This is a genomic window from Nocardioides sp. S-1144 (genome assembly GCF_005954645.2).
In the GTDB taxonomy this organism is placed as follows: Bacteria; Actinomycetota; Actinomycetes; order Propionibacteriales; family Nocardioidaceae; genus Nocardioides; species Nocardioides dongxiaopingii.
In genome coordinates, this window is the sequence record NZ_CP040695.2 from 3,619,478 (window position 1) to 3,632,542 (window position 13,065).

Here is a 13,065-nt window from a genome sequence, read left to right on the forward strand (position 1 = left end):
GGGACCATAGGTCTTCACGACCGGGAGACGCGCTGGCCGGCCGAAAGGTTGCGCGCCCGCGGCGCCCGTCCGCCCGCGGCCCGTCGGCCGGCCGCCGTCTCGCCGACGCCACGGCCGGTGCGGGGCCGTCCCGCGCCGCCGTAGGCTGGTGGCACGTGAAGGCCCTCCTGCTCGAGAACATCCACCCGGTCGCCGTCGAGACCCTCGAACGACGTGGCTTCGAGGTCGAGCTCCGCTCGGCAGCGATGAGCCAGGACGAGCTGGTGGCGACCCTGCCCGGCGTCCACCTCCTCGGCATCCGCTCGAACACCACGATCACCCCGCGGGTCCTGGACGCCGCGACCGACCTGGTCGCCGTCGGGTGCTTCTGCATCGGCACCAACCAGGTCGACCTCGCCGCCGCCGCCGACCGCGGCGTGGCGGTCTTCAACGCGCCGTACTCCAACACCCGCAGCGTCGTCGAGCTCGTGATCGGCGAGATCATCGCGCTGGGCCGCCGGCTCTCGGAGAAGACCCAGCGCATGCACGAGGGCATCTGGGACAAGTCGGCCAAGGGCAGCCACGAGGTGCGCGGGCGCACGCTCGGCATCGTGGGCTACGGCAACATCGGCACCCAGCTGTCCAACCTCGCCGAGGCGCTCGGCATGCGGGTCGTCTTCTTCGACACCGCCGACCGCCTCGCGCACGGCAACGCCCGCCGGATGGCGACGCTCGACGACCTGCTCGCCGAGGCCGACGTCGTGTCGCTGCACGTCGACGGCCGCCCCGGCAACGCCGGCTTCTTCGGCGACGAGCAGTTCAAGAAGATGAAGCCCCGCTCGCTGTTCATCAACGCCGCGCGCGGCATGGTCGTCGACGACGTCTCGCTGCGCGAGCACATCCTGTCCGGCCACATCGCCGGCGCCGCGCTCGACGTCTTCCCGGTCGAACCGAAGGCCCAGGGCGACGAGTTCATGTCGGTGCTGCGCGGCCTCGACAACGTCATCCTGACCCCGCACGTCGGCGGCTCCACCCAGGAGGCGCAGGAGGAGATCGGCTGGTTCGTCTCGGGCAAGCTCGCGGCGTTCGCCCTCGAGGGCCGCACCGAGCTGTCGGTCAACCTGCCCGCCGTCCTGGCTCCGCGCCTCGGCCTGGGGTCGCGCGTCGGCTTCCTGCACGTCAACGTCCCCGGCGTCCTGGCCGACCTCAACGCGCGCCTGGCCGAGCAGGGGCTCAACGTCACCGCCCAGTACCTCGCCACCCGTGGCGAGCAGGGCTACGTCGCCACCGACGTCGCCGGCCCGGTCACCGACACCGTCCTGGCCGCCCTCGGCCACTCCGAGCAGACCATCTGGGTCCGTTCCTGGGACTCCTGACCCGCCGAGTCGGCGTTCGTGCTCAACGCGAACGCCGACTCGGCCCGTCTGCACTTGAACTTCACGCCGACTCGCCACCCTTCTGGGTCGTGGGGTGCTGCGTAGGGTCGACCTCGTGATGGGGACATGATCAACGACGTCCGGGGACGCCTCGGCGAGGCGCTGTTCCTGCGCGTCGCGGGGCCGGAGGGGCCGGCCCAGCGGGACCGGATCCACGGCGCCGAGGGGCCGCGCTGGTTCGAGCCGGGCAGCCCGATCACCGAGGTGCACGGCGACGCCTCGATGTTCGTCGGCGGGATCCGGGCCCTGCTGCTGCAGACCCTGCACCCGGCCGCGATGCGCGCCGTCGCGGAGCACTCCGGCTACCGCGGCGACATGTGGGGACGACTGCACCGCACCAGCACCTTCCTCGCGACCACCACCTTCGGCGCGGCCGACGACGCCCAGCGCTCGGTCGACATCGTCCGGGCGATCCACCGCCGGGTCGTCGGCACGATGCCCGACGGCAGCGCCTACGCCGCCTCCGACCCGCACCTGCTGCGCTGGGTGCACGTCGCGGAGGTCGACAGCTTCCTGCGCGCCCACACCGTCTACGGCCAGCGCGCGCTCGACCAGGACGAGCGCGACGAGTACGTCGCCCAGGCCGGGCTGGTGGCCCGGCGGCTGGGCGCGAGCGACGTCCCCGCGAACGAGGCCGAGCTCGTCGACGCGCTGGCGTCCTACCGACCCGAGCTGCGCGGCACGCCCGAGGCCCGCGAGGCGGTGCGCCACGTGCTGGTCCACCCGCCGCTGCCGCTGCTCGCCCGGGCTCCGTACGGCGTGCTGGTGGCCGCCGCGGTGGGCCTGATGCCGGCCTGGACCCGCCCCCAGCTGCGGCTGCCCTGGCTCCCGGTCACCGAGCGGACCGTCGTGCGCGGGCTCGGCTCGGCGGCGACCGGCACCATTCGCTGGGCGATGCGCCCGCCCGCCTGAGGAGGTCCTGGGTTTGAATGGGACGGTGCCCCCACCTGCCGATCCCGCAGACCCCAGCCACCCCTGGCCGCTGGCCGACGGCGTCGACGTCCGCGACGAGCTCCTCGCGGCCTACGCCGACCCGACCCGCGGCTACCACGACACCACCCACCTGGCCGAGGTGCTGGCCCGCGTCGAGGAGCTGGCCGCGGCCGGGGTCGGCTTCGACCGGACGCCGGTGCGGCTCGCCGCCTGGTTCCACGACAGCGTCTACGACGGCGAGCGGGACGCCGAGGAGCGCTCCGCCGCGTGGGCCGAGGACGCCCTGCCCGGCCTGGTCGACGACGCCACCGTCGCCGAGGTGGCCCGGCTGATCCGGCTCACCGAGACCCACCGGCCCGACGACGGCGACCTCAACGGCTGCGTGCTCTCCGACGCCGACCTCGGCATCCTGGCCGCCCCCGACGCCCGCTACGCCTCCTACGTCGCCGCCGTGCGTGCCGAGTACGGCCACCTCGACGACGCGACGTTCGACGCCGGGCGGCGCCGCGTCCTGGAGGACCTGCTCGCCAAGCCGCGGCTCTTCCACACCGCCTACGCGCACGACCGGTGGGAGCAGCGCGCCCGCGCCAACGTGACCGCCGAGCTCGGCGCCGGTCCGGCCTAGCGGCCCTTGCGGCGCCGCAGGCCCGAGGCGACCAGGCGGCGGACCAGCTCGCGCGAGCTGACCGGCAGCGCGCCGGCGGCCACCACGTCGTCGTACCACTCCGACGGGACGTCGTAGTGGTCGCGGTCGAAGCCGCGCCCGGGGATGCCGAGCGTGCGGGCGAAGGCGTGCAGCTCGTCGTAGGAGGTGTCGCTCACCAGGTGCGACCACAGCCGGCCGTGGCCCTCGACGGTCGGCGGGTCGATCAGCACGCTCACCCGCTGCGCTCCCGCCCGGCGACCGGCGCGCTGTCGAGCAGCAGCCGCCACGAGCGGACCAGGCCGGCGTCGACGTAGGCGCGGTCGGAGCCGCCCGGCCGGACCTGCGGGCCCACGTGGAACTGCCGGACGCCGGCGCGCACGAACCACGGCACCTGCTCGGCCGCGAGTCCCCCGGCCGGCATCAGCAGCCGGGCGACCGCGGGGTCGGCGGCGGCCAGGGCCAGCAGGTCGTCGTAGCCGTGGTCGAGGCCCTGCGGCGAGCCGCCGCTGGCGACGGCGGTCAACCCGGGCAGCGTCAGCAGCCGGCGCCAGGACCGGCGCAGGTCGAGGGTGGCGTCGACGGCGCGGTGGAAGGTCCACCCGACACCGGGCAGGGCCTCCACGAGCGCCCGGGTGGTCGCGACGTCGACCTCGAGGTCGGCGTCGAGGAAGCCCAGGCAGACGCCCTCGGCGCCGACGGCGACGTACTCGCGACCCAGGGCGACCAGCCGCGCCAGGTCGTCCGCACGGGCGGTGAAGGTCTCGTCGAGGCGGAGCAGCACCCGGACCGGCAGGTCGCCGGCGCGCACGACGGCCGCGGCCGTCGCGACGTCGGGCGAGCGGCCGTCGACGTCGAGCGCGAGCCGGTCGGCGCCGCCCTCGACGCAGCCGGGCACGTCGCGGGCCTGCCGTACCGCGACCTCCAGCACCGTCGTCATGGACCCGACGTTAGGCGATCGCGCGCAGCATCTCCGGGAGGTCGGGGTAGCGCCGCCCGGCGCCCGCGAACGCGCCGGCGACGAGGTCCATCACCTCGGCCAGCGGCTGCAGCACGCAGGACCGGGCTGGTGGCGAGGCCGTCGCGGTCGAGGTCGACCCCGTCCTCGACCGTGATCTCGGGCGTGATCTCGGGCGTGATCTCGGGGGTCTCATGAGGTGCTCCTCCGGGTCGTGGGTGGGCCCGGGACGTGCCCCGGGAGGCCGTCGCTTGAAACGCCCGCACAATGGACCTGTGGACGACCGCCTGCTGATCGACGCCCGAGCCCGCGTGCTGGCCGACCTCTCCGCACGGCACCAGGCGACGGCGAGTGCCGTGTCGGCCCTCGAGGACGCCTGCTCGGCCCGGCACTGGTGGGCCGAGCAGTGGCCCGAGGGCACCGTGTACGTCGCCGGGCTGGTCGCCCAGGACGTCCAGGACGCCCTCTTCGAGAACGCCGGGCGGTGGCCGCTGTGCCTGCACTGCACCGACGGCCCGGTGCACTCGCTCTACATCCAGCCCGACCTCGGCGGGCCGGACCCGGTGTGGGTCTGCGAGGAGACCGGCGAGGTCGCGGCCGCCCTCGGGTTCCTCGGCGCCGAGCGCTGAGCAACCGGACCGGCGCTGAGCAGCCGGACCGGCCGGACGTGGACGGAGCGGCTAGGAGTCCGAGCCGAGCTGGATCCACATCGTGAAGCGGTCGGCACGGTAGACCGAGCGCGACACGTTCACGATCTTCTCGCCCACCATGCCGCGGCGCGAGTGCCGCAGCACGACGGTGCCCGGTTCGATCTCGAGCAGGGCGGCCTCCTCGTCGCCGGCGGTGTCGGCGGAGATGGAGTCCTCGGCCCACGTCGGACGCAGCCCGCGCCGCGCGAGGGCGTCGTACAGGCTGGTCGGCATGCCGGTCTGCAGGAAGCCCGGCAGCAGGATCTCGTTGAGGTAGTTGTCCTCGATGCACACCGGTGTGCCGTCGCCGCGGCGCAGCCGCCGCCAGTGGATCACGGCGTCGCCCTCGGTCAGCGACAGCGCACGGGCCACGCCGGGGCCGGCCTGCTCGCGCCGCGCCAGCAGCGTCTGGGACTCGGCGAGGAGCCCGCGACGGGTCATCTCCTCGGTGTAGCCGTTGATCCGGGTGGCCTCGCGGCGCGGCCGCGCGACGAAGGTGCCGCGCCCGGGGATCCGCTCGAGCAGCCCCTCGGTGACCAGCGCGTCGAGGGCCTGGCGCACCGTCATCCGGGCGACGCCGAAGCGGTGCACGAGCTCGCGCTCCGAGGGCGCCGGCGACCCGGGCGCGTTGTCGCCGACCAGGGCGCGGACGTACTCGCGCACGACGACGTGCTTGAGCGCACGACCATCCCTGAGCAGCACGTCCTCCACGCGAGCCACAGTAGGGAAAGCCGGCCGCCCCGTCAGGCGAATGGCCGACTTGGCGGGCCTCACTCGGTCGAGATCGCCTCCAGGACGTCGAGGCGCGCGGCGCGCCGCGCGGGCAGGACCGCGGACAGCACCCCCACGACGACGGCCAGCAGCAGGAACACGCCGAGCTGCCCGAACGGGACGCTGATCACCTCCAGCCCCTCGTCGCGGACCGCCCGCATCAGCGCGACACCGAACCCGGTGCCGAGCACCAGTCCGAGCACCGCGCCCAGGACCGCGATCACCACCGACTCCAGCGTGATCATCAGCCGCAGCTGCGCCCGGGTGACGCCGATGGCCCGCAGCAGCCCGACCTCGCGGGTCCGCTCGATCACCGACAGGGCCAGCGTGTTGACGATGCCCAGGACGGCGATCAGCAGCGCCAGCCCGAGCAGCGCGTAGATGATGAGCACGAACTGGTCGATCGGCTCGCGCTGCTCGGCCGCGAAGGCCGCCTGGTCCTTGGCGGTCACGATGGGCTGGTCGGCCAGCACCTCGTCGAGGCGCTCCTGCAGGCCGGACGCCGCGTCGTCGGCGTAGACCACCAGCAGCGAGTCCTCCGCCGGGTAGCCCGCGGCCTCGTAGGTCGGGATCGACACGATGGCGCCGCCGGCCAGCAGGGCCCCGGTCTCCACCGTGCCGGCGACGGTCCACGTCACCGGGCCGCCGGCGGCGTCGAGCTCGTAGTCGTCGCCGACTGCGAGGCCGCGCTCGGCGGCGTAGGAGTCGCCGAGCAGGACCGTGCCGGTCGTCAGGTCGGCCGGGCCGCCCTCGACGAAGCTGACACCGAGCCGCTCGAGGGAGTCGGGGTCGGTGGCGACCACGACGGTGAAGTCCCCGTCGGCCTCGGCGAAGCCGGAGCGCTGGCGCACGACGGCGTCGACGCCCTCGACGCCGTCGACCCGCTCGGCGACCGTGGCGGAGAAGGAGCCGCCGAAGATGCTGCTCACCACGAAGTCGCCGGTGAAGCTCTCCTCGATGGTCTGGTCGACCGAGGCCTTGGCGGAGTCGCCGACGATCGCCATCGTGCAGGCGAGCGTGAGGCCGATCATGAGCGCCGAGGCCGTCGCGGCGGTGCGCCGCGGGTTGCGCAGCGAGTTCTGGCCGGCGAGGTTGCCGATCGACCCGAACAGCCGCGCGAAGAGGGCGCGGGCCGCCCGCAGGAACGGCCCCGCGAGCACCGGGGCCATCGCGGTGACACCGAGCAGCACGGCGAGCACGCCGCCGCCGACGAGCCAGCCGGTGTACCCGATCCCGAGGACGTCGGTGAGCCCCGCGGCCAGCAGCGCGCCGCCGGCCAGCGCCAGCAGGAGCCCGTAGCGGAACCGGTTGCGCAGCGACGCCTCCGGCAGCGCGACGTCGTCGCGCATCGCCTGGACCGGCGCGATCCGCGACGTCCGCCGGGCCGGGAGGTAGGCCGCCGCCATCGTGACGAGGATGCCGACCACGTAGGCCGCGAGGAACGAGCGCGGCCGGTAGACCAGCGGCTGGCCGGACAGGTCGAGCCCGAAGGTCGCGAACAGCGCCCGCAGCCCGATCGCGAGCACGATGCCGAGCAGCACGCCGAGGGTGGCGCCCAGGAAGCCGAGCACGAACGCCTCGAGCTGCACCGAGCGCACCACCTGCCGCTTCGAGGCGCCGAGCGCCCGCAGCAGGGCCAGCTCGCGGCTGCGCTGGGCGACCAGGATGGAGAAGGTGTTGACGATGATGAAGGAGCCCACGACCAGCGCGATCCCGGCGAAGATCAGCAGGAAGGTGGTGAGGAACGAGATCGCCTCGAGCAGGTCGCTCGCCGACTCGTCGGCGGCCTCGTCGCCGGTCACCGCCTCGTAGCCGTCGGGCAGTGCGGCCTCGACGTCGGCGAGCAGCTGCTCCTGGGTGACGCCGTCGGCGGCGGTGACCCAGATCGACTCGTACTCGTCCGCGCCCCCGTGGAAGAGCCGCTGCGCCTCGCTGGTCTCGAACGCGGCGTAGGTGGCGCCGTTGAGGGAGCCGCCCTCGGCGAAGTCGGCGATCCCGACCAGCGTCGGCGCGAGGTTGGCGGTCTCGTCGGTGGTGATCAGCGGGACGGTGTCGCCGACGTCGTAGCCGGACTTCTCCGCCGTGGCGGCGTCGAGCACGACCTCGTCGGGTCCCTCGGGCGCACGCCCCTCGGCGATCTGCAGGCCCTCGAGCCCGTTGCCGGCGGGGGCGTCGGACCAGCTGGCGCCCAGCGACGGCGGCCCGAACCCGCCGATCGGCTTGCCCTCGTCGTCGACGACGTAGACGCCGAGGGCGTTGACCATCCCGTCGGCGCGCGCGGCTCCCGGGACCTCGGCCAGCGTGTCGGCGAGGTCACCGGGGACGGTGCGGGTCGACAGCGCCCCGCCGGGGGCGTCGCCGCCGCCCTCGGGCCGCACGACGACGTCGCCCACGGTCGAGGCGAACAGCGAGGTGAAGCTGCGGTTCAGGGTGTCGGAGAAGATCAGCGTGCCGACCACGAACGCCACGCCGAGCACGATCGCGAAGGTGCTCATCACCAGGCGCAGCTTGCGCCCGAGCAGGCTCTTGAGGGCCGCGCGGATCATCCCGGGCCGCCGGGCCCGGCGTCGGACATCCGCGCCATGATCGCGAGCACCTGGTCGCGGTCGGGCCGGCGCAGCTCGTCGACGACCTTGCCGTCGGCGAGGAAGACGACGCGGTCGGTGTAGGCCGCCGCGACCGGGTCGTGGGTCACCATCACCACGGTCTGGCCGTGGGTGTCGACACTGGCGCGCAGCAGCTCGAGCACCTCGGCCCCCGAGCGCGAGTCGAGGTTGCCGGTGGGCTCGTCGGCGAAGACGATCCGCGGGCGGCTCACGAGCGCCCGGGCGACCGCGACCCGCTGCTGCTGGCCGCCGGAGAGCTGGTTGGGCTTGTGGTCGAGCCGGTCGCCGAGGCCGACGGTGCCGATGACCGAGTCGAACCAGGCGCGGTCGGGCTTGCGGCCGGCGATGGCCAGCGGCAGCACGATGTTCTCCTCCGCGGTCAGCGTCGGGACCAGGTTGAACGACTGGAACACGAAGCCGATCTCCTCGCGGCGCAGGAGGGTCAGGGCCTTGTCGTGGAGCCGGCCGATCTCGCGGTCGCCGATCAGCACCTGGCCGGACGTCGCGCTGTCGAGCGCCGCGCAGACGTGCATCAGCGTCGACTTGCCCGACCCGCTCGGGCCCATCACGGCGGTGAACTCCCCGGCGTACAGGTCGAGGGTGACGTCGTCGAGGGCGCGGACGACCGCCTCGCCCTGGCCGTAGGTCTTGGAGAGGCCGACCACGCGGGCGGCCACCTCGCGGCCGGCCGTCGCGCTGGTGCTGGGGGTCGTCATGGCCCCAGCCTGACCGGTCGGGCAACCCCGGCGCCACCGGGATGCCCCCGACCCGACCCCGAGCCCGGCGAGGGGTGGCCGACGCGCCGCGAGGTCGTCGAACACCTGTTCGACCACGGGTCTATGATCGGGGGATGGACTTCCAGGGAACCCTCTTCCAGGCGCCCGCGTCCGGGGTGGGCGACCTCGGCCGCACCGAGCGCCGTCCCCTCGCCGGGGGCGCGTGGCTCGACGTCCTGCGGTCGTGGCTGCCGGCGCCCGACGAGGTGTTCGAGACGCTGGTGCGCGACGTGCCGTGGCGCGCCGAGCGCCGTCAGATGTACGACCGGGTCGTCGACGTCCCGCGCCTGCTGCACACCTACATGATCGGCGAGCCGCTCCCCCACCCGCTGCTCGCGGAGGCCCGCGACGCGCTGTCGGCGCACTACGCCGACGAGCTGGGCGAGCCGTTCCGCACCGCGGGCTGCTGCTACTACCGCGACGGCCGCGACTCGGTCGCGTGGCACGGCGACACCATCGGCCGGGGCTCCAGCCACGACACGATGGTCGCGATCGTCTCCCTCGGCGACCCCCGCCGGCTCCACCTGCGGCCCCGGGCCGGCACCGCCGCCGCCGACGGCGGCGAGCCGCTGGCCGTCGAGATGGGCCACGGCGACCTGGTCGTGATGGGCGGCTCGTGCCAGCGCACGTGGGAGCACGCCGTCCCGAAGGTCGCGCACGCCGGCCCGCGCATCTCGGTCCAGTACCGCCCGTTCAACGTCTTCTGAGCCGCCGCGCCGCCCGGCGTCCGGGTCGGTCCGCGGGGGTGGACCGCCCCGGCGCCGACGGGGCTAGGTTCGCGCCATGACCGACACCCCGGCGCCGTACGACCCCACCCGACCTGCCGGACCGAGCACCCCTCCGTCCGGGGGGCCGACCCCCGACCGCGCCCCCGACCGGGCCCCCGAGCCGACCCCGCCGGCGCGCGAGCACCAGGACCCGCTGCGCGGCTCCCGCACCAGCGGCGCGTGGGCCGGGGTGATCGCGGCGGCGGTGCTGCTGATCCTGCTGGTCATCTTCATCGCCCAGAACACCGAGTCGACCGACATCCAGTTCCTCGGCTTCGACGGCTCCCTGCCGCTCGCGGTCGCCCTGCTGGTCGCCACCGTCGTGGGCATGGTGGTCGCCGGCGCGGTCGGGTCGCTGAGGATCCTGCAGCTGCGCCGGCGCATCAAGCGCGAGCGCAAGGGCTGAGACCCCCCGGCGCGGTTTGGTCCGACGGGGTTGGGTGGGGCCATGGAGTCGAACCCGCCTGCCCCGTCCGCCACGATCGGCCTGACCGGCCTGGCGGTGATGGGGCGCAACCTGGCCCGCAACATCGCCCGCCACGGCCACGCCATCGCCGTCCACAACCGGACGACCGCCCGCACCACCAGCTTGCTCGAGGAGCACGGTGACGAGGGCGCCGACAGCGGCGGCCGGCTGATCGGCACCGAGAGCCTCGAGGAGTTCGTGGCCGCCATCGAGAAGCCGCGCGTCGTGCTGGTGATGGTCAAGGCCGGCGAGGGCACCGACGCGGTCATCGACGACCTCGTGCCGCTGCTGGAGGAGGGCGACATCGTCGTCGACTGCGGCAACGCCCACTTCACCGACACCATCCGCCGCACCGAGCAGCTCGAGGCCCACGGCCTGCACTTCGTCGGCACCGGCGTCTCCGGCGGCGAGGAGGGCGCCCTCAACGGCCCCTCGATCATGGTCGGCGGCAGCGACCGGGCCTACGAGCGGCTGGGGCCGATCATGGAGTCGATCGCGGCCCACGTCGACGGCGAGCCGTGCTGCGCCCACGTCGGCGAGGGCGGCGCCGGCCACTTCGTGAAGATGGTGCACAACGGCATCGAGTACGCCGACATGCAGCTGATCGCCGAGTCCTACGACCTGCTGCGCTCGGTCGCGGGCCTCGAGCCGGCCGCCATCGCCGACGTCTTCGAGGAGTGGAACAAGGGCGAGCTGGAGTCGTTCCTCATCCAGATGACCGCCGACGTCCTGCGCCACACCGACGCCGGCGGCCACCCGTTCGTCGACGTCGTCCAGGACGCCGCCGAGCAGAAGGGCACCGGCCGCTGGACCGTCCAGTCGGCCCTCGACCTCGGCGTCCCGATCACCGGGATCGCGGAGGCGACGTTCGCCCGCAGCCTGTCGGGCCACACCGCCCAGCGGGCCGCGGCCCGCACGATGTTCTCCACCAGCCCCGACGAGCAGCGCGTCGAGGTCGACCGCGACACCTTCGTCGACCAGGTGCGCGCGGCGCTGTACGCCTCCAAGGTGGTCGCCTACGCCCAGGGCTTCGACCAGGTCGCCGCGGGCGCCGAGGAGCACGGCTGGGACGTCGACCTCGGCCAGGTCGCCAAGATCTGGCGCGACGGCTGCATCATCCGGGCCCGGTTCCTCGGCCGGATCACCGAGGCCTACACCGACGAGCCCGACCTCACCACGCTGCTGACCACGCCGTTCTTCGCCGAGGCCGTCCAGGACGGCGTGGACGCCTGGCGCGAGGTCGTGGCCACCGCCGCCCGGGCGGGTGTGCCGGTGCCGGCGTTCGGGTCGTCACTGTCGTACTTCGACGGGTTGCGCCGCGAGCGCCTGCCCGCCGCCCTCATCCAGGCCCTGCGCGACAACTTCGGGGCCCACACCTACCAGCGCGTCGACCGGCCGGGCACGTTCCACACCGCCTGGGCCGGCGACCTCAGCGAGAGCGAGCAGTGACCCCATGAGCACCCACCCCACGACGACCGGCGACACCACCGCGGCACCGTCCGGCACCTACGCGATCGGCGGCGACCTGCCCGTCGTCCGACTCGGCTACGGCACCATGCAGCTCACCGGCGAGGGGGTCTGGGGTCCCCCGCGGGACCACGACACCGCCGTCGCGGTGCTCCGGCGCGCGGTCGAGCTGGGCGTCACGTTCTTCGACACCGCCGACTCCTACGGCCCGGTCGTCGCCGAGCAGCTCCTCAAGGAGGCGCTGCACCCCTACGCCGACGACGTGGTGATCGCGACCAAGGCGGGGCTGACGCGCCAGGGCCCGGGCGTCTGGACGCCGGTCGGCCGGCCCGCCTACCTGCGCCAGCAGTGCGAGATGTCGCTGCGCAACCTCGGCGTCGAGCGGATCGACCTGTTCCAGCTGCACCGGATCGACCCGGCCGTCGACCTCGAGGACCAGGTCGGCGAGCTGGTGGCGCTGCGCGACGAGGGCAAGATCCGCCACATCGGGCTGTCGGAGGTCTCGGTGGAGCAGCTGGAGATGGCCCAGGCGATGGCGCCGATCGCCACCGTGCAGAACCTCTACAACCTCGCCCACCGCGACGCCCAGGAGCTGCTCGACTTCTGCGAGCAGCACGACATCGGGTTCATCCCGTGGTTCCCGCTCGCGACCGGCGAGCTGTCGGCCGAGGACGGCGTCCTCGGCGCCGCCGCGAAGGACCACGACGCGACGCCGTCCCAGCTCGCGCTGGCCTGGCTGCTGCGCCGCTCGCCGGTGATGCTTCCGATCCCGGGCACCTCGTCGCTGGACCACCTCGAGTCCAACACGGCCGCGGCCGGGATCGAGCTGACCGACGAGGAGTACGCCGCGCTGACCGCGCTCGGCGACTGACCACGCACCGCGACCGACCCCGCACCGCCGCCCACGCCGCCGCGCCCACCCGGGCGCGGCGGCGTCTGCGTCAGGGGGTGAGCAGCGCGGGCTCGGTCTTCTCCCGGACCTCGTCCTCGGTGACGCCGGGGGCGACCTCCACGAGCAGCAGCCCGTCGGGCGTGACGTCGACGACGGCCAGGTCGGTGATGATGCGCTGCACGACCCGCTTGCCGGTGTAGGGCAGCGAGCACTCCTCGACGATCTTGTAGGAGCCGTCCCGGGCCACGTGCTCCATCAGCACGATCACCCGCTTCGCGCCGTGGACGAGGTCCATCGCCCCGCCCATGCCCTTGACCATCTTGCCGGGGATCATCCAGTTGGCGATGTCGCCGGCCGCGCTGACCTGCATCGCGCCGAGGATCGCGGCGTCGATCTTGCCGCCGCGGATCATCCCGAAGCTGGTCGCGGAGTCGAAGAACGACGCGCCCGCGCGCAGGGTGACGGTCTCCTTGCCGGCGTTGATGAGGTCGGCGTCCTCCTCGCCCTCCCACGGGTAGGCACCGGTGCCGAGGACGCCGTTCTCGGACTGCAGCACCAGCTCGACGTCGTCGGCGACGTAGTTGGGCACCAGCGTCGGCAGCCCGATCCCGAGGTTCACGTAGGACCCGTCGGTCAGCTCGGCCGCCGCCCGGGCGGCCATCTCCTCGCGTGTCCAGCTCAT

14 protein-coding genes are annotated in these 13,065 nt (G+C 73.9%); 8 read left to right on the forward strand and 6 right to left on the reverse strand.

The genetic code is table 11. The annotated features are described in order from the left end of the window. Positions 1–155 precede the first annotated feature (155 nt). The 3 genes from serA to FE634_RS17040 all read left to right on the forward strand — a co-directional run bounded on the left by serA (position 156) and on the right by FE634_RS17040 (position 2,973). Positions 156–1,355, forward strand: a complete 1,200-nt coding sequence (gene serA, locus FE634_RS17030) for a phosphoglycerate dehydrogenase (RefSeq protein WP_138876565.1) — start codon at positions 156–158, stop codon at positions 1,353–1,355. A gap of 126 nt (positions 1,356–1,481) precedes the next feature. Next, entirely contained in the window at positions 1,482–2,327 is an 846-nt protein-coding gene (locus FE634_RS17035) for an oxygenase MpaB family protein (RefSeq protein WP_148240800.1), read from the forward strand. 25 nt (positions 2,328–2,352) lie between these two features. After that, entirely contained in the window at positions 2,353–2,973 is a 621-nt protein-coding gene (locus FE634_RS17040) for an HD domain-containing protein (protein ID WP_138876567.1), read from the forward strand. Here the strand turns inward: FE634_RS17040 and FE634_RS17045 are convergent. Continuing rightward, a complete protein-coding gene (locus FE634_RS17045; RefSeq protein ID WP_138876568.1) occupies positions 2,970–3,230 on the reverse strand; it encodes a DUF4031 domain-containing protein in 261 nt (86 codons plus the stop codon). The genes FE634_RS17040 and FE634_RS17045 overlap by 4 nt on opposite strands. Continuing rightward, the gene (locus FE634_RS17050) at positions 3,227–3,931 is read right to left on the reverse strand and encodes a copper homeostasis protein CutC (RefSeq protein ID WP_138876569.1); all 705 of its coding nucleotides are present in this window, start codon (positions 3,929–3,931) and stop codon (positions 3,227–3,229) included. Before FE634_RS17050 ends, FE634_RS17045 begins: the two co-directional genes overlap by 4 nt. A gap of 293 nt (positions 3,932–4,224) precedes the next feature. Here FE634_RS17050 and FE634_RS17055 point away from each other — a divergent pair, with 293 nt between their 5' ends. Continuing rightward, entirely contained in the window at positions 4,225–4,578 is a 354-nt protein-coding gene (locus FE634_RS17055) for a hypothetical protein (protein WP_137295507.1), read from the forward strand. A 51-nt stretch (positions 4,579–4,629) separates the two neighbouring features. On the opposite strand, the gene FE634_RS17060 is transcribed toward FE634_RS17055, so the two are convergent. From FE634_RS17060 to FE634_RS17070, 3 genes are read right to left on the reverse strand one after another with little or no spacing between them, the layout of a single operon-like run. Further along, entirely contained in the window at positions 4,630–5,349 is a 720-nt protein-coding gene (locus FE634_RS17060) for a GntR family transcriptional regulator (protein WP_137295506.1), read from the reverse strand. A gap of 59 nt (positions 5,350–5,408) precedes the next feature. Then, positions 5,409–7,955: an ABC transporter permease gene (locus FE634_RS17065; protein ID WP_138876570.1), complete on the reverse strand. Its 2,547-nt coding sequence runs from the start codon at positions 7,953–7,955 to the stop codon at positions 5,409–5,411. Beyond that, a complete protein-coding gene (locus tag FE634_RS17070) occupies positions 7,952–8,731 on the reverse strand; it encodes an ABC transporter ATP-binding protein (RefSeq protein ID WP_137295504.1) in 780 nt (259 codons plus the stop codon). The genes FE634_RS17065 and FE634_RS17070 overlap by 4 nt, the downstream gene beginning before the upstream one ends. A 134-nt stretch (positions 8,732–8,865) precedes the next feature. On the opposite strand from FE634_RS17070, the gene FE634_RS17075 reads away from it, so the two are divergent. From FE634_RS17075 to FE634_RS17090, 4 genes are all read left to right on the forward strand, one after another. Then, the gene (locus FE634_RS17075) at positions 8,866–9,498 is read left to right on the forward strand and encodes an alpha-ketoglutarate-dependent dioxygenase AlkB (RefSeq protein WP_138876571.1); all 633 of its coding nucleotides are present in this window, start codon (positions 8,866–8,868) and stop codon (positions 9,496–9,498) included. 76 nt (positions 9,499–9,574) lie between these two features. Beyond that, positions 9,575–9,964: a LapA family protein gene (locus FE634_RS17080; protein ID WP_138876572.1), complete on the forward strand. Its 390-nt coding sequence runs from the start codon at positions 9,575–9,577 to the stop codon at positions 9,962–9,964. A gap of 42 nt (positions 9,965–10,006) precedes the next feature. Beyond that, entirely contained in the window at positions 10,007–11,473 is a 1,467-nt protein-coding gene (gene gndA, locus FE634_RS17085) for an NADP-dependent phosphogluconate dehydrogenase (protein WP_137295501.1), read from the forward strand. A 4-nt stretch (positions 11,474–11,477) separates the two neighbouring features. Next, complete coding sequence (locus FE634_RS17090) at positions 11,478–12,362, forward strand: aldo/keto reductase (protein ID WP_138876573.1); 885 nt, start codon at positions 11,478–11,480, stop codon at positions 12,360–12,362. 70 nt (positions 12,363–12,432) lie between these two features. On the opposite strand, the gene FE634_RS17095 is transcribed toward FE634_RS17090, so the two are convergent. Continuing rightward, on the reverse strand, positions 12,433–13,065 hold the full coding sequence (locus FE634_RS17095) for a 3-oxoacid CoA-transferase subunit B (RefSeq protein WP_138876574.1): 633 nt from the start codon (positions 13,063–13,065) through the stop codon (positions 12,433–12,435).